This window comes from Enterobacter cloacae complex sp. BZL2005 (assembly GCF_049238885.1).
Classification (GTDB): Bacteria; Pseudomonadota; Gammaproteobacteria; order Enterobacterales; family Enterobacteriaceae; genus Enterobacter; species Enterobacter roggenkampii.
Map to the genome: position 1 here is coordinate 158,961 of NZ_JBMKGI010000001.1, position 16,591 is coordinate 175,551.

At 54.9% G+C, this 16,591-nt stretch carries 20 protein-coding genes; all 20 read right to left on the reverse strand.

Annotated features, from left to right (window positions below):
• Positions 1-196: 196 nt before the first annotated feature.
• Positions 197-739 carry an alpha/beta hydrolase YcfP gene (gene ycfP, locus ACOTXI_RS00805; protein WP_008500781.1) on the reverse strand — a complete coding sequence of 181 codons (543 nt, stop codon included), beginning with the start codon at positions 737-739 and terminating at the stop codon, positions 197-199.
• 34 nt (positions 740-773) lie between these two features.
• Positions 774-1,799: a beta-N-acetylhexosaminidase gene (gene nagZ / locus ACOTXI_RS00810; RefSeq protein ID WP_058654750.1), complete on the reverse strand. Its 1,026-nt coding sequence runs from the start codon at positions 1,797-1,799 to the stop codon at positions 774-776.
• Positions 1,800-1,822: 23 nt separating this feature from the next.
• Positions 1,823-2,635: a thiamine kinase gene (gene thiK / locus ACOTXI_RS00815; RefSeq protein ID WP_058654586.1), complete on the reverse strand. Its 813-nt coding sequence runs from the start codon at positions 2,633-2,635 to the stop codon at positions 1,823-1,825.
• Entirely contained in the window at positions 2,616-3,263 is a 648-nt protein-coding gene (lpoB, locus tag ACOTXI_RS00820; RefSeq protein WP_008500784.1) for a penicillin-binding protein activator LpoB, read from the reverse strand. Before lpoB ends, thiK begins: the two co-directional genes overlap by 20 nt.
• A 10-nt stretch (positions 3,264-3,273) precedes the next feature.
• On the reverse strand, positions 3,274-3,648 hold the full coding sequence (locus tag ACOTXI_RS00825; protein WP_008500785.1) for a YcfL family protein: 375 nt from the start codon (positions 3,646-3,648) through the stop codon (positions 3,274-3,276).
• Between the two features lies 1 nt (position 3,649).
• Complete coding sequence (hinT, locus tag ACOTXI_RS00830; protein ID WP_008500786.1) at positions 3,650-4,009, reverse strand: purine nucleoside phosphoramidase; 360 nt, start codon at positions 4,007-4,009, stop codon at positions 3,650-3,652.
• A 246-nt stretch (positions 4,010-4,255) separates the two neighbouring features.
• Positions 4,256-5,689 carry a PTS glucose transporter subunit IIBC gene (ptsG, locus tag ACOTXI_RS00835; RefSeq protein WP_008500788.1) on the reverse strand — a complete coding sequence of 478 codons (1,434 nt, stop codon included), beginning with the start codon at positions 5,687-5,689 and terminating at the stop codon, positions 4,256-4,258.
• A gap of 297 nt (positions 5,690-5,986) precedes the next feature.
• A complete protein-coding gene (locus tag ACOTXI_RS00840) occupies positions 5,987-6,781 on the reverse strand; it encodes a metal-dependent hydrolase (RefSeq protein WP_058654587.1) in 795 nt (264 codons plus the stop codon).
• Positions 6,782-6,791: 10 nt separating this feature from the next.
• Positions 6,792-7,796, reverse strand: coding sequence for a DNA polymerase III subunit delta' (gene holB, locus ACOTXI_RS00845; protein WP_008500790.1), 1,005 nt, complete (start codon positions 7,794-7,796; stop codon positions 6,792-6,794).
• A complete protein-coding gene (tmk, locus tag ACOTXI_RS00850) occupies positions 7,793-8,434 on the reverse strand; it encodes a dTMP kinase (RefSeq protein WP_008500791.1) in 642 nt (213 codons plus the stop codon). The genes holB and tmk overlap by 4 nt, the downstream gene beginning before the upstream one ends.
• Positions 8,424-9,446, reverse strand: coding sequence for a cell division protein YceG (gene yceG / locus ACOTXI_RS00855; RefSeq protein ID WP_025911808.1), 1,023 nt, complete (start codon positions 9,444-9,446; stop codon positions 8,424-8,426). Before yceG ends, tmk begins: the two co-directional genes overlap by 11 nt.
• Before the next feature lie 2 nt (positions 9,447-9,448).
• Positions 9,449-10,258 carry an aminodeoxychorismate lyase gene (pabC, locus tag ACOTXI_RS00860; protein WP_045352899.1) on the reverse strand — a complete coding sequence of 270 codons (810 nt, stop codon included), beginning with the start codon at positions 10,256-10,258 and terminating at the stop codon, positions 9,449-9,451.
• 121 nt (positions 10,259-10,379) lie between these two features.
• Positions 10,380-11,621: a beta-ketoacyl-ACP synthase II gene (gene fabF, locus ACOTXI_RS00865; protein ID WP_008500794.1), complete on the reverse strand. Its 1,242-nt coding sequence runs from the start codon at positions 11,619-11,621 to the stop codon at positions 10,380-10,382.
• Positions 11,622-11,712: 91 nt separating this feature from the next.
• Positions 11,713-11,949 (reverse strand): acyl carrier protein, encoded by a 237-nt coding sequence (acpP, locus tag ACOTXI_RS00870; protein ID WP_003857954.1) that lies wholly within the window; start codon positions 11,947-11,949, stop codon positions 11,713-11,715.
• 154 nt (positions 11,950-12,103) lie between these two features.
• Positions 12,104-12,838 (reverse strand): 3-oxoacyl-ACP reductase FabG, encoded by a 735-nt coding sequence (gene fabG / locus ACOTXI_RS00875; protein WP_008500795.1) that lies wholly within the window; start codon positions 12,836-12,838, stop codon positions 12,104-12,106.
• Between the two features lie 12 nt (positions 12,839-12,850).
• Positions 12,851-13,780 (reverse strand): ACP S-malonyltransferase, encoded by a 930-nt coding sequence (gene fabD / locus ACOTXI_RS00880; protein ID WP_058654590.1) that lies wholly within the window; start codon positions 13,778-13,780, stop codon positions 12,851-12,853.
• A 15-nt stretch (positions 13,781-13,795) separates the two neighbouring features.
• Positions 13,796-14,749, reverse strand: a complete 954-nt coding sequence (locus tag ACOTXI_RS00885; protein ID WP_008500797.1) for a beta-ketoacyl-ACP synthase III — start codon at positions 14,747-14,749, stop codon at positions 13,796-13,798.
• Positions 14,750-14,755: 6 nt separating this feature from the next.
• Positions 14,756-15,790 carry a phosphate acyltransferase PlsX gene (plsX, locus tag ACOTXI_RS00890; protein WP_021240758.1) on the reverse strand — a complete coding sequence of 345 codons (1,035 nt, stop codon included), beginning with the start codon at positions 15,788-15,790 and terminating at the stop codon, positions 14,756-14,758.
• An 80-nt stretch (positions 15,791-15,870) separates the two neighbouring features.
• Positions 15,871-16,044 carry a 50S ribosomal protein L32 gene (rpmF, locus tag ACOTXI_RS00895; RefSeq protein WP_003857964.1) on the reverse strand — a complete coding sequence of 58 codons (174 nt, stop codon included), beginning with the start codon at positions 16,042-16,044 and terminating at the stop codon, positions 15,871-15,873.
• 16 nt (positions 16,045-16,060) lie between these two features.
• The gene (yceD, locus tag ACOTXI_RS00900; RefSeq protein ID WP_058654591.1) at positions 16,061-16,582 is read right to left on the reverse strand and encodes a 23S rRNA accumulation protein YceD; all 522 of its coding nucleotides are present in this window, start codon (positions 16,580-16,582) and stop codon (positions 16,061-16,063) included.
• Positions 16,583-16,591: the final 9 nt, after the last annotated feature.

Genomic DNA, 16,591 nt, shown 5'->3' on the forward strand with positions numbered 1-16,591 from the left:
TATAAAAATAACCCTTAATTAACAACAGGTTACAGCACTGAAACCATTCAGGTGCATTGAGAATACCACGTCAGGCGCATTGGTCATACCAAAATTGATATGCATCAAGTTTTGATGGCTTAAAAGTAGACAATTTTGGACAAAAAGAAACCCGGTGCGCGTTCGCGACCGGGTTTCTGAAGTGGCAGGCTGTGGTTTAGCCCAGCGTTTTAAAGGCTTTGATGCGCTGGAGGTGCGGGGAGATATTCTTAAACTTGTGGGTCTGTTCTTCGTCCCAGACAATTTCATAGTAATGATGCAGGAGTTCTGCCGCCCGGTGGCTGTTGAGCGCCTCATCGTTACGCGACAGGATCACCAGGCAGCGGTCACGGTTTTTCTCCCGAAAATTGCTGACGCACTTGGTCGCAATATCGACATACTCTTCCGGGCGGTCGATTTTGCCTTCCATGTTTTCGTTCGGGAAAAGGTTGGGATTGAATACGACCTGGCGGATGTCGCACAGGAAGCCAATCCGCTCTGCCCAGTAGCCGCCCAGCCCCACGCCACAAATCAACGGCCGATCGTCGACGTTGAGCTGCAACATCTTGTCCACCTCTTTGAGCAGGTGCTGCATATCATGCTTCGGATGGCGCGTGCTGTAGCTGATCAACCGGACATCCGGATCGATAAACTGCAGCTGCAGCACCTTCTCATGATTACCAGGACTGTTTGAGTCAAAACCGTGTAAATAGATGATCATCGTCTTCTCACCACGCTACGCCTTCCGGGAGGGTTTACAGGCTGGCTTTATGTGCCTGCCAGCGCTCATTCAGGTCTTCAAGCCGGGCGTTGACCGTCTTCCAGCGCGCCGAATCCATCAGCTCCTGACGGCTAAATGAACCTTTATGATACAATTGTGTAACACGCTCTGCATTGATCGGCGACAGGTTATCCAGCACGCTAACGGCACCTTTATGATTATTGCAGACCAGGATCATATCGCAACCTGCATCCAGCGACGCCTGACCGCGTTCAGCGTAGCTGCCCATAATCGCCGCCCCTTCCATTGATAGATCGTCAGAGAAAATCACGCCATTGAAGCCCAGCTCCTGACGCAGAACGGTTTTCAGCCAGTGCGGAGAACCGCTGGCAGGACGCGGATCAACGTCGCTGTAAATCACATGCGCAGGCATGATGGCATCCAGCTTGTTGTCGGTGATAAGCGACCTGAACACCGACATATCTTTGGCGCGAATTTCTGCTTCCGGACGCGGATCGCGCGGGGTCTCTTTATGCGAGTCCGCCGTTACCGCCCCGTGGCCAGGGAAGTGTTTCCCGGTGGTTTTCATCCCGGCATCGTGCATGCCGTCAATGAAGCGGGTCGCCATGGCCAGCGCAATGCGCGGATCGTCATGGTACGAGCGCTCGCCAATGGCGGCGCTGATATGCCCCACGTCCAGAACCGGGGCAAAACTGATGTCGATATCCATGGCAATCATTTCACTGGCCATCAGCCAGCCGGCCTCCTGCGCCAGTGTCCCGCCCTCTTCCGTGCCGAGCAGCGCGGCAAAAGACTGGGCTGCCGGCAGGCGGGTAAACCCTTCGCGAAAGCGCTGCACGCGGCCGCCTTCCTGATCGACGGCGACCACCAGATGGTTGTGCGACGCGGCGCGGATCTGGCGCACCAGCTCGCGCAGCTGCGCCGGATCGTGATAGTTGCGGGTAAACAGGATCACGCCCCCCACCAGCGGATGCGCCAGAATTTCACGCTCCTCCGCATCCAGTTCAAACCCTTCTACATCCAACATGACTGGACCCACATCCACCTCTCTTATCCTTTCGTTTATAACTGACGCCAGGCATCGTCTGCCAGCGCAATAAAATGTTTGTCTCTTGACTGCTGATAGCGCATTTCAAACCAGCCAGCCATTAACATGACGACCCATGGCCGCCAGCGTTTGACCTGACGCCTCAGCGCGTCGGCGTCAATGTGCGCCACCTCGGCGTAGTCCCTGATAAGCCTCTGCCGCGCGTCGTCACTCTCCGTCCAGACTGCCGCCAGCTCCAGCGCCACATCGCCATCTCCGGCGTATTCCCAGTCGATGAGCCTGATGCCCTCTGCCGTATGCACAATATTTCCGGCATGAACATCCATGTGCAGCGGCGATAGCCGAATCGGCTGCGGCTCGCCTGCTTTACGCAACCGCTTGAGATGTGCCAGCCACACTGGAGTGCGTCTGTCAGGCGCGGCCTGCTGCCAGTAGCGTTCAAGCAGCGGGTATAACGTGATTCGCCATCCCAGACGTGGCTGTCGGTGCAGATGATACAGCATTGCCGCGAGCGTCGGCGTGTCCGGCAGCGCGCTTTTCACGTCACCGTCCAGATAGTCGACGGCCATCCAGCCCTCGCTGAAAAAACGGGGGGCAGGCACGAGATCTGACGGAAGGCGCCTCAGGGCGCGAAACTGACGACGGAAATGGGAGGCAGGCGCATAGGGGTCGTGATGTTGCCGCAAGACCAGGCGTCGTTCCCCCTGCGCTATAATGCAACTCGCGCCGCCAAGCCCGGAGTGGGCCTGCGGCGCGATAAGGCGGTACTGAGGAAAATAGCGCGTCAGAATCTCTTCACGCGTGCTGTCATTGTTGCGTAACCGCACCTTTACCTGACCAGATAATTTCGCCTGTCTGAACCAGCATCAGCTGCATCTGCAGGGCCGGTGTATTCACGTTACCGGTGGCGTTAGAGTACAGCACATACTGTGCGCCAACGTTACGGGCAATGCCGATCGCCTTGCTGCGTGTGCCGAGGCTATCCTGCGGCGACAGGCCCAGCTGCTGTTTGGCTACCGCGAGCTGCTGAGCCGAGACCAGCGTAAACTTACCGTTGTTTGCCAGCGCATTGCGCAGCGTTTCTGTCGCTTCACCCGCGTTCAGCGAACCGTTGGTACGGTTGTTCACGCTATCGACCAACAACACGCTGCCTGCCGTCACGCCCTGTGCCTGCAGCATTTTGCCGACCATGGGCTGCATTGCCCCATTCCAGTCGTAATGGCGCACGCGCGGCGTGGGCTGCGACGTCTGGTCCGGATGCTCAATCGGGCCAGGCTGTGACGGAATAGACGGCACAGACGGCACGGTTGGCTGCGGCTGCGTTGGCTGTGTCGGCTGTTCAGTGCCCGGTTTCGCCTCTTCCACAGGCGCTGGCTGTTCAGTTCGGGTCACACACCCCGCCAGGAACAGCGCGAAAGCTGTCACGAGCGCATAGCGGCTCAAGTTTTTAATCAAGGTTCACCCCTTAGAGATAAAGATAAAGTCTCACCTTATGCGCACCCAGATAGTTGGCGCTGCCATAGAGCGTTACCGACGATCTGGCCGGAATGGTGACGCTGCGCGGCGCCTCCAGCGGATGCATTTCAAGACCTCTTACGTCATACCAGAAAAAACGGTAGTGGACCGTCACGGGTTCATGTCTTTCATTAAAGAGCGTAGAGGAGGCAGAGGAATTGATTTCACTGATGGTCAGCACGGGTTGTTGCGCCGTGATGCCCGCGGCAAGCACGGAGGATTCCATCACCAGCGTCTGTTCATCGTTCACGGGGATCGCCGGGCGCGAGCTGCACCCCACAATCATCATCGTCAATACCAGCGCTGCAATACGCCCTTTACGCATATCAAAGACCTTTATGTGCCAGCATCGGCCCCAGAGGACGTCCACCCAGCAGATGCATGTGAATATGATAAACTTCCTGGCCACCATGACGGTTGCAGTTCATGATCAGACGGTAACCGTCTTCTGCAATGCCTTCCTGTTCAGCGATTTTCGCGGCCACCGTCAGCATACGACCTAACGCCACTTCATGCTCGGTTTTTACGTCGTTTACGGTCGGAATCAGAATATTGGGAATGATAAGGACGTGCGTCGGGGCCTGAGGGGAAATATCCCGGAAAGCCGTTACCAGTTCATCCTGATAGACGATATCCGACGGGATTTCGCGACGGATAATTTTACTGAAAATCGTTTCTTCAGCCATGACCTTTTCCTTTTTTGTTTAATCTGGCGCGAGCAATTGCTGTTAACACACGCTCTGGTTGAGTGCGTGACACAATTCAAGAGTATGAGCGAGTTTCTCCTGTCCTTTCAACCTCCTCCCTCGATTTCTTTCCTGAATGTTCATCAGCTGAACGAAGAGTGACCGTTAAAGCGTGCTGCTGCATTTTTTTAAGACAGAAATAAAAAAGGCAGCCATTCGGCTGCCTTAGTCTCCCCAGGTCACAGCTTAGTTGTTGCGGATGTATTCATCCATTTCGGTTTTCAGGTTATCGGATTTCGTACCGAAAATTGCCTGTACACCAGAACCTGCAACAACCACGCCCGCTGCGCCCAGTTTTTTCAGACCCGGCTGGTCTACTTTCGCGACGTCGGCAACGCTCACACGTAGACGAGTGATGCACGCGTCCAGGTTAGTGATGTTCTCTTTACCGCCGAACGCGGCAACCAGTGCCGGGGCCATTTCGCTGGTCGCGCCAGCTTTGCTGTCTTCTGTCGCATCTTCACGGCCTGGGGTTTTCAGGTCCAGTGCTTTAATCAGCACGCGGAAGATGGTGTAGTAAACAACGGCATAGCACGCACCCACGATTGGGAACAGCCACAGTTTGCTGCTGTTACCGGACAGAACGATGAAGTCGATCAGACCGTGAGAGAAGGACGTACCGTCACGCATACCCAGCAGAATACAGATTGGGAACGCCAGGCCCGCCAGAATCGCGTGGATGACGTACAGGATCGGCGCAACGAACATGAAGGAGAACTCGATCGGCTCGGTGATACCGGTCAGGAACGAGGTCAGCGCTGCGGAGATCATGATACCGCCCACTTTTGCACGGTTCTCTGGCTTAGCAGAGTGCCAGATAGCAATCGCCGCTGCTGGCAGACCGTACATTTTGAACAGGAAGCCACCAGACAGTTTACCTGCAGTTGGGTCACCCGCCATGTAACGTGGGATATCGCCGTGGAATACCTGGCCTGCTGCGTTGGTGAATTCACCAATCTGCATCTGGAATGGAACGTTCCAGATGTGGTGCAGACCGAATGGCACCAGGCAACGCTCGATGAAGCCGTAGATACCAAACGCCACGACCGGGTTCTGGTAAGCAGCCCACTGAGAGAAGGTCTGGATAGCGGAGCCGATTGGTGGCCAGATGAAGGACAGGATCACGCCAGTGAAAATCGCTGCCAGACCAGAGATGATCGGAACGAAACGCTTGCCCGCGAAGAAGCCCAGGTACTCAGGCAGCTTGATGCGATAGAAGCGGTTGAACATGTACGCTGCAATCGCACCGGAAATGATACCGCCCAGAACACCGGTGTCCGCCAGGTGTTTCGCGGCGATCTCTTCTGCCGGTAAATGCAGAACCAGCGGCGCAACCACAGCCATGGTTTTCACCATGATGCCGTAAGCAACCACTGCAGCCAGCGCAGATACGCCGTCGTTATTGGTGAAGCCCAGAGCCACACCGATCGCGAAGATCAGTGGCATGTTAGCAAAGACAGAACCGCCTGCTTCGGCCATCACATGGGACACTACGGCTGGCAGCCAGCTGAAGTTAGCAGAACCGACACCCAGCAGGATACCTGCGATAGGCAGTACGGATACTGGCAGCATCAGCGATTTACCGACCTTTTGCAGGTTAGCAAATGCATTCTTAAACATAATTGAGAGTGCTCCTGAGTATTTGTGCTTTTTTTACGCTTTCACGCATTGGCCCGGGGGGAGTACCGTGCCGTGGACAGGACATCTAAGCGCCCTTTATTTATTACACAGAGTAAAATAATTCCCTCTGAGTTTGTTTGACGGCTATCACGTTTCAGCTTAAGGCGGTCGAAAAACTTTCAGTTATTTACAAAAAGCATGTCCGGATGTGTCTAAAAACACCCTCACCGCCCCAAATGAGGCGGTGAACTTTACTCGTTTTATTTATTAATTACGAGCCTAAAAAAAACAGGTGTATCAGACAGATTGCAGGCGGGCGGGGTCAATATGGAACAGCGTTGAGAAGTTTTCCGTGGTCACGCGGGCCAGCTCTTCGATGCTGACGCCCTTCAGTACGGCCATGTACTCAGCCACGTCTCGCGTCATCGCCGGTTGGTTCTCTTTACCGCGATGCGGAACCGGGGCCAGATACGGAGAGTCTGTCTCCACCAGAATGCGATCGAGCGGAACATAACGCGCGGCATCCCGGAGCTGCTCAGCGTTACGGAACGTCACGATCCCGGAAAACGAAATATAAAACCCTAAATCAAGCAGTTTACCCGCCGTTTCTCTGTCTTCTGTGAAACAGTGTAGTACGCCACCGCAATCCGTCACGTTTTCTTCCCGAAGGATCGCCAGGGTTTCGGCACGCGCATCGCGGGTATGCACAATGACCGGCTTGTTCAGTTCGCGGCCAATGCGGATATGATGGCGGAAGGACTCCTGCTGCCGCGGTTTCGTTTCCGGCGTGTAAAAATAGTCCAGGCCGGTCTCCCCCATCGCCACCACGCCCTCTTCTGCTGCCAGTCGGCGCAGTTCCTCAACGTCATACGCCTCGTCCTGATTCAGCGGATGCACGCCGCAGGAGAACACCACGTTGTCGCGAACGCCCACCAGCTCACGCATGGTGCGATAACCCGGCAGCGTCGTCGCCACCGCAAGGCAGAATTTCACATCGCGGGCAGCGGCTTTTTCCAGCACGTCATCCACGTTTTTATGCAGGGATTGATAATCCAGGCCATCAAGATGGCAGTGTGAGTCGACTAAAAACATAATGTCTCTCTCAGAGATGGGAAACTGGCGGTGTGACGCCGGGTTGCAGGTAATGTTCAATACGCAGTAACTGGTCGGTCAGTAAAAGCTCGCGATTAAGACCCGTCACGGTTAAAAGCTGTTCGCGGCTCTGGCAAACTTCATGAAGCATCGCGTGAAGAATCGCGCCGGAGAGGCGGTTCGCCAGCGTACTCACCAGTGGCCACGCGTCAGGGTTAGTCAGCAGCGTTGCCCCTTGCTGAATTTTAAGGGCATCCAGCAGCAACGCGGCCAGCCAGTGCAGACGCTCAACGGCACTATCGCTGTTAAGTGTCGGGAGTAAGCTTAGCCAGTCGTTGTTATTCAGCGCCGCTTCGACGGCCCGGCAGAGCGCTTCTCGCTGTGACCAGACGTCAGGTTGCAGCAAGGCCAGCGCCGCCGCGGGCGCGCCGCTACTCAGGCGCAAGGCGGACAGCGCACTTTCAGGTGACGTTGTCACCTCTCGCTCCAGCCAGCTCAGCGCCCATGATTCCTGAGGCACCGCAAGGTGATGAAGACGGCAGCGGCTGCGCAACGTCGCCAGCAATCGTCCCGGATCGCGGCACGAGAGGAAAAACCACGTTTTTTCCGGCGGCTCTTCAAGAGTCTTAAGCAGGGCGTTAGCCGCCGCCTCGGTCAGCAGGGTGGCGTCTTTGAGCAAGACGACCTTAGCGCCACCCAGACGCGCATGTTCGTACAATTTTTCACTGACCTCACGCACGGCATCAATACCCAGCGCGCTCTTGCCCTTCTCAGGCTCAAGGGTGTAGTAGTCAGGATGTGTGCCCGCCTGCATCAGCTGGCAGCCGCGGCACTTACCACAGCTTTTGTGCCCTTCCGGCTGCTGGCACATCAGAAAACGGGTGAGGGCATAAATTAGCGCCTCATCCCCCATCCCTGGCAATGCCTGAATCAGTAACGCATGATGCCCCCGCCCCGCCTGATAGCTGCCGATCAGCTGCTCAAAGTGCGGACGCAACCATGGATACCATTTCATGCCTGCTGCTCCTGTACCCACTGCGTAACGGTCTGCTGGATGTTGTGCGTGACGTCATCCAGCGACTGCGTCGCATCGATGGTACGAATAGCGCTATCCTGTGCCGCCAGCTCAAGATAGCGCGCACGGGTGCGGTTAAAGAAATCAAAGGACTCTTGTTCAATGCGGTCCAGCTCGCCGCGCGCGCGGGCGCGCTTGAGGCCCACTTCCGGCGTAACATCCAGATAGAGGGTCAGGTCGGGGCGAAAATCACCCAGTACGGCATCGCGCAGCGTTGCCAGCATCGTCTGGTCAATACCGCGTCCCCCGCCCTGGTAGGCCTGAGTCGACAGATCGTGGCGATCGCCGATCACCCATTTACCCTCGGCCAACGCGGGTTTGATCACCGTCTCAACCAGTTGTACGCGCGCCGCGTAGAACATCAACACTTCGGCTTTGTCAGTGATAACTTCGTCGCCAACGGATTTAATATCCAGCACCAGGCTGCGCAGTTTCTCCGCAAGTTGTGTACCGCCCGGCTCGCGGGTGAAGACCATGTCGGCGACGCCAAGCGATTTCAGCGTATCCACCACTACGTTGCGGGCAGTGGTTTTACCCGCCCCTTCGAGTCCCTCAATGACAATGTATTTACTGCGCATTTTTTTCCTTAAGTGCCTTCAGATAGTCCTGAACAGAGCGATTGTGGCTGGCAAGGTTGGTGTTAAAGGTATGCCCCCCTTTTCCATCAGCCACAAAATAGAGATACGGTGTTTTCGCCGGGTGCGCGGCGGCTTTTAGAGAAGCCTCGCTAGGCGTGGCAATCGGGCCAGGCGGTAAACCGCTAATCACGTAGGTATTATACGCCGTTGGCGTTTCCAGATCTTTTCTGGAAATCTTGCCCGTATAGTTCTCTCCCATGCCGTAGATGACGGTAGGGTCGGTTTGCAGGCGCATACCAATGCGCAGACGATTGATAAATACTGACGCCACCCGATCGCGCTCGGCGGCAACGGCGGTCTCTTTCTCGATAATCGAGGCCATGGTAACAAACTGATTTTGATCTTTATAAGGTAAACCATCCATTCGCCCTTCCCAGGCGGCGTCCACGGCGGCGACCATTTTTTTGTGTGCCCGCTTCAGGATCGCCACATCGGTCGTGCCTGCGGTGTACATCCAGGTATCCGGCCAGAACCAGCCCTCTACCCACTCGGGATGCTCAAACTTGAGCACGTCGGCCACCGTCTGGTAGCTGTCGTCCTTCAGGGTATGTTTGATATACGGCGCATCGCGCAGCTGTTTGAGGTAATCGCTCAGGCGCATACCTTCGACAAAACGCAGCGGGAACTGGGCTTCTTTACCGCTTTCCAGCAGTTGCAGCATCTCTCTGACTGTCATGCCGGGCGTAAAGCGGTAGGTACCAGCCTTGAAGTGAGATAGGTCAGGCTCAATACGCAATAACCACTGGAACACACGAGGACGGTTAATGATTTTATCCCCGTAAAGCTGCTCGCCCAGCGCCATCCGCCCGGTACCGGCTTTCAGGGTAAAAATCGTCTCGTCTTTAATCAAGATTTTACTGTTCGCCAGCTGGCGGACTTTCCATACTCCCGCTCCGCCAGCAATGCCCAGCGCAATAATAAGGAGAAGGACAAAACGCAACATTTTCTTCATGACTATCTGGTTTGCTCACATATCGGGGCTAAAAACTGGAACAGCTCGCGCGAAGACCAGCGCTGTTGGTCATACGCACGGACGGCGATAACAGGCATCAAGGCATTGCAGATCACAACTTCATCGGCGGAAAGCAGCGCCTCTTCCTTCGCGTTTACTTCGACAACGCGAAAGCCTGCATGTGCCAGCTGTTGCAAACAAAACTGGCGCATGATTCCGTTAACGCCAGCCTGCGCCAGCGAAGGGGTGAAGACCTCACGGCCCTTCCGCCAGAGTAAATTAGCCGCACAGCATTCCGTAATGAACCCTTCGCTGTCAAGGACTAGCGCCTCATCGGCGTCCGTCTGTTCAAGATGAGTACGAATAAGCACCTGTTCAAGGCGGTTAAGATGTTTTAGTCCGGCAAGCATCGGGTTTCGCCCCAGCCGCACCGGGCTCAGCGTCAACGTCACGCCCTCTTCACGCCAGCGCGCATAGTGAGCAGGATAAGCTGAAACAGAGAGAATACGTGTTGGATGCTGACAGGCGGCACCGCTGTACCCCCGCCCACCGCTGCCTCGGCTAATGATAACCTTTAAGACACCGCTGGTTTTACCTGACGCCAGCTGACGCATCTCATGTTCAAGAATTTCCCACTGCGTAAAAGGGATCAGTAACGTCTGGCAGGCGTCTTGTAACCGGCGGAGGTGTGCATCAAGCAAGCACACGTCGCCTTCCAGAATACGCGCTGTCGTAAAGCAGCCATCGCCAAACTGCGTCGCCCTGTCGCTTGCTGGCAGCGTGTCTTGCTCAAGGCCATTAATTAAAAACATGGTGGCTCCTTATGCGTGGGCGTTTAGTCTGGCAGGATGCCATGCAACCGACAAGAAGATTAGGCTTAATAAAAAAGGCCCGGCAAGCGGACCTTTTTTTATAGCTTTCGGGCCGTCAGGCTCAGACCTTTTTGAAGATCAGAGAACCATTCGTGCCGCCAAAGCCGAAGGAGTTACACAGGGTGTACTCCATACCGCTAACCTGGCGCGCTTCATGAGGAACGAAGTCCAGATCGCAACCTTCATCCGGGTTATCCAGGTTGATGGTTGGCGGAACAGCCTGATCGCGCAGCGCAAGGATAGAGTAGATGGACTCTACTGCACCCGCAGCACCCAGCAGGTGACCGGTCATAGATTTCGTGGAGCTAACCAGTACGCGGCTGGCAGACTCGCCGAAGATAGACTTCACAGCCTGCGCTTCAGCTTTGTCGCCTGCTGGCGTAGAGGTACCGTGAGCGTTAACGTAGCCAATCTGCGCTGGGGTAATACCCGCATCACGGATCGCGTTTTCCATCGCCAGCGCAGCGCCCGCACCGTTCTCCGGAGGAGAGGTCATGTGATAAGCATCGCTGCTCATACCAAAGCCAACGACTTCAGCATAAATTTTCGCACCGCGTTTTTTCGCATGTTCGTACTCTTCCAGCACGAGCATACCTGCGCCGTCACCCAACACGAAACCATCGCGGTCTTTATCCCACGGACGGCTCGCCGCCTGAGGATTATCGTTACGGGTAGAAAGCGCACGCGCTGCACCAAAGCCACCAACACCCAATGGGGTACTGGCTTTTTCAGCACCGCCCGCAACCATAGCATCTGCATCGCCGTACGCAATGATACGCGCGGCCTGGCCGATGTTATGCACGCCAGACGTACACGCGGTAGCGATAGAAATGCTTGGCCCACGCAGGCCGAACATAATGGTCAGGTGACCTGCCACCATGTTAACAATCGTGGACGGAACGAAGAACGGGCTGATCTTACGCGGTCCGCCATTCATCAGCGATGTATGGTTTTCCTCGATCAGGCCAAGACCGCCAATCCCGGAGCCGATAGCAGCGCCGATACGGGTTGCGTTCTCTTCCGTAATCTCAAGGCCAGAATCCTGCATGGCCTGAACGCCAGCGACAATTCCATATTGAATGAAGGCATCCATCTTGCGCTGTTCTTTGCGCGAGATGATCTCTTCACAGTTAAAATCCTTTACTAAGCCAGCAAATTTCGTTGCATAGGCGCTAGTATCGAAATGGTCGATTAGGCTGATGCCGCTCTGACCGGCAAGGAGAGCTTTCCAGGTGGACTCTACGGTATTGCCGACAGGAGACAACATGCCAAGTCCGGTCACAACTACACGACGCTTAGACACGTTTGTCCTCCAGGGAGGGATAAAAAAAGAGATTCGTGGGACTAAAAAAGATAAAACTCAGGCGGTCGAATGACCGCCTGGAGATGTTCACTTACGCCTGGTGGCCGTTGATGTAATCAATGGCAGCCTGAACGGTGGTGATTTTCTCAGCTTCTTCGTCCGGAATCTCAGTATCAAACTCTTCTTCCAGAGCCATTACCAGCTCAACGGTGTCAAGAGAATCTGCGCCCAGGTCTTCAACGAAGGAAGCGGAGTTCACAACTTCTTCCTGCTTAACGCCCAGCTGTTCGCCGATAATTTTCTTAACGCGTTCTTCGATAGTGCTCATACTCTTAAATTTCCTATCAAAACTCGCTTTCGCGATGGTTTTCGTAGTGTATAAAATGTTGAAAAATTTGCAACTAAATCCCGGCAGGTCTTACCACGATTTTACGTTATTTTGAGGCCATTTGCCCTAATAACGCAAATATTTTCGATCGTGATTAAACCATGTACATCCCGCCGTTGACGTGGAGGGTCTCACCAGTGATGTAACCCGCTTCGTCAGAGGCTAAAAATGCAACCGCACTGGCGATTTCTTTAGGATCGCCAAGACGACCCGCCGGAACTGCCGCCAGTGTACCCGCACGCTGCTCATCGGTCAGCGCACGCGTCATGTCCGTTTCAATAAAGCCCGGAGCAACAACGTTTACAGTAATCCCGCGGGACGCGACTTCACGCGCCAGCGATTTACTGAAACCGATCAGACCTGCTTTCGCCGCAGCGTAGTTAGCCTGACCAGCATTTCCCATGGTACCAACCACAGAACCAACAGTGATAATACGACCATGACGCTTTTTCATCATAGCGCGCATTACCGCTTTTGACAGACGGAATACAGATGACAGGTTGGTTTCGATAATATCGTTCCACTCGTCATCTTTCATTCGCATCAGAAGGTTGTCGCGCGTGATCCCGGCATTATTGACCAGAATATCCACTTCACCAAACTCTGCGCGAATATTTTCCAGAACAGATTCGATAGATGCTGGTTCGGTCACATTCAGTACCAGACCTTTACCGTTCGCACCCAGATACTCGCTGATGGCCTGCGCGCCATTCTCGCTGGTTGCTGTACCAATCACCTTCGCGCCGCGCGCAACCAGTGTTTCAGCAATTGCACGCCCGATGCCGCGGCTTGCGCCAGTCACCAGGGCGATTTTTCCTTCAAAACTCATGGTATTCCTCTTTTATTGCGAGAGTGCCGCTGACATCGCTTCCGGCTCGTTAATCGCCGAGGCTGTCAGGGTGTCAACAATACGTTTCGTCAGACCGGTGAGGACTTTCCCTGGGCCGACTTCATACAGATGCTCAACGCCCTGAGCGGCCATAAACTCAACGGTTTTGGTCCACTGTACCGGGCTGTAGAGCTGGCGAACCAGTGCGTCGCGGATAGCTTCCGGGGCGGTTTCGCATTTCACGTCGACGTTGTTCACAACGGCAATCGTCGGTGCGTTAAACGTAATTTTTTCCAGCTCAACCGCCAGTTTCTCGGCGGCTGGCTTCATTAACGCACAGTGGGACGGCACGCTGACCGGCAGCGGCAGCGCGCGTTTCGCGCCAGCAGCTTTACAGGCAGCACCGGCACGCTCAACCGCTTCTTTATGACCAGCGATAACCACCTGGCCCGGCGAGTTGAAGTTAACCGGTGAAACCACCTGCCCTTCAGCAGATTCTTCACACGCTTTTGCAATCGCAGCATCATCCAGACCGATGATAGCAGACATGCCACCTGTGCCTTCCGGCACCGCTTCCTGCATGAATTTACCGCGCAGTTCCACCAGACGTACGGCGTCAGCAAACGCGATCACACCGGAACAGACCAGCGCTGAGTATTCACCCAGACTATGGCCCGCGAGCAGCGCTGGCGCTTTACCGCCCTGCTGCTGCCAGACACGCCACAGCGCAACGGACGCTGTCAGCAGCGCTGGCTGTGTCTGCCAGGTTTTGTTCAGTTCTTCGGCCGGGCCCTGCTGGGTCAGCGCCCATAAATCATAACCCAGCGCATCAGAAGCTTCACGGAAAGTCTCTTCAATGACCGGATAGTGTGCTGCCATTTCAGACAACATCCCAACGGTTTGAGAGCCCTGACCCGGGAACACAAAAGCAAATTGCGTCATTTTTTAATCCTTATTCTAGAAACGAACCAGCGCGGAACCCCAGGTGAACCCGCCACCGAAGGCTTCAAGCAAGACCAGCTGGCCCCGTTTGATTCGCCCGTCGCGTACCGCTTCATCAAATGCGCACGGTACTGACGCCGCAGAGGTGTTGCCGTGACGATCCAGCGTCACCACAACGTTATCCATCGACATGCCCAGCTTTTTCGCGGTCGCGCTGATGATACGCAGGTTCGCCTGATGCGGCACCAGCCAGTCGAGCGCGGAGCGCTCAAGGTTATTCGCTTCCAGCGTTTCATCAACAATGTGCGCAAGCTCAGTCACCGCCACCTTGAACACCTCGTTCCCTGCCATGGTCAGGTAAATCGAGTTGTCCGGATTAACGCGATCGGCGTTAGGCAGGGTCAAAAGCTCACCGTAGCTGCCATCAGCATGCAGATGCGTAGAGATGATACCCGGCTCTTCGGACTGCCCCAGCAGCACCGCGCCCGCACCATCACCAAAAATAATGATCGTTCCGCGATCGGTTGGATCGCAGGTACGCGCCAGCACGTCAGCACCGATCACCAGCGCATATTTGACGGCTCCGGACTTCACGTACTGATCGGCAACGCTCAGCGCATAGGTAAAACCTGCGCACGCAGCGGCAACGTCAAACGCCGGGCAACCTTTAATGCCGAGCATATTCTGCACCTGGCATGCCGCGCTTGGGAAAGCATGTGTAGCAGACGTCGTGGCCACCACGATCAAACCGATCTGTTCTTTATCAATGCCCGCCATCTCGATAGCACGCTGTGCGGCTTCGTAACCCATGGTGGACACGGTTTCGTCTGGCGCGGCGATACGACGTTCACGGATACCTGTGCGCGTGACAATCCACTCGTCAGACGTATCTACCATTTTTTCCAGATCGGCGTTGGTACGCACTTGTTTTGGCAGGTAGCTGCCGGTACCTAAAATCTTCGTATACATGTACGCTCAGTCACTTTTAGCTAATACAGATTCCAGGCGAGCGGCAATCCGCTGAGGGACTTGTCGCTGCACCGCCTGCACTGCCTGTTCAATGGCGACAGAAAATGCTCGCTGATTGGCGGCGCCATGACTCTTAATCACGATGCCGCGCAATCCTAACAGACAGGCGCCATTATACTGGTCGGGGTTGAGGTGACTGAATCGCCGCGTCAGGCTCTTTTGTAACCAACGCTTCAATAAAATCAGCCACCAGGCGCTTTTTTTGCCCTCTCCCTGTGATTTCAGCAGAGAAAGAAACATCCGCACGACCCCTTCCATGGTCTTCAACGTTACGTTTCCAGTGAAGCCATCGCAGACCAGAACATCCGTTTTACCCGTCAACAACTCATTGGCTTCGAGATAACCAATATAGTTGATGGAGGGAACCTGTTTGAGCAATTCAGCTGCTTCGCGAATGCTGTCCAGGCCTTTGGTCTCTTCTTCACCAATGTTCAGTAACGCAACACGGGGAGTATTGATCCCGACCACTTCTTCTGCCAGCACCGATCCCATTACGGCAAACTGAGCCAGCATTGTACTATCACAATCGACGTTCGCGCCCAAATCAAGCACCACCGTCTTGCCCTTCTGCTGATGCGGCAACACCGTCACCAGCGCCGGGCGCTCAATACCGTCAATCGGTTTGAGCAACAATTTCGCCAGTCCCATCAGCGCGCCGGTATTACCCGCGCTGACGCAAGCCTGGGCTCGTCCTTCTTTCACCAGCTCCAGCGCTATCCGCATCGAGCTGCCGCGGCTATTGCGAATCGCCTGCGAGGGTCGGGCATCACTGGCAATAACTGACTGCGCAGGAATAATCTGCAGACGTGAACGTTGTTCAAAGTCAGCTTTTGCAAGTAATGGCGTGATTGCGTCGGGATTGCCGACTAAAAGAAGAGTGAGTTGCGAATTAGAATTCAGTGCCTGCAATGCTGCAGGCACTGTCACGGAAGGGCCAAAATCTCCCCCCATGACATCTAACGCCAGGGTTAGACGTGTCAAGGTATCGTCGCAGCCTGGTTCGGTAAGTTCCCCGTTTGCACGGGGAGCTCCTCACTAAGCCTAATCACGCTGACGCGTGATTACTTAGTGATAACCTTGCGGCCGCGGTAGAAACCGTCAGCGGTGATGTGGTGACGCAGGTGTTTCTCACCAGAAGTCTTGTCTACAGACAGGCTGGTAACTGCAGTCAGCGCGTCATGGGAACGACGCATGCCACGTTTGGAACGGGTTGGTTTATTCTGTTGTACGGCCATGGACCTTACTCCTCAATTACTTACGCTTTAAGCTGGCTAATACGGCAAATGGGTTTGGTTTTTGCGCTTCATCAGGCAGTTCCCCAAAGACCATGTCCGCCTCGGACACTTCACAGTGTTCAGAATCATGCACCGGAACGACTGGCAAGGAGAGGATGATTTCATCTTCAACCAGAGCCAGAAGATCGATTTCACCGAATTCGTTAACCTCAATCGGCTCATACGCTTCCGGGAGTGCTTCAGCCTGTTCGTCAGAACGAACCGGACTGAAACAATACGTTGTGTGAACATGCTTTACAAACGGTTTCCCGCAACGCTGACACTCGAGCGTTACCGTCACCTTTGCATCACCGGTTAACACGGCGAGGCGCTGGTTGTCGATAGCGAACGACATGGAGCATTCTACATCACTGTCCACACTGACTACGGATTCGGCAATACGCTCAGCCTGATCGGAAGTATAGATACCTTCGTAATCGAGGCGTTTTTGAGCCGTACGTACCGGATCAAGAGTCAGGGGTAATTTTACCTTTTGCATAGGGCGCGC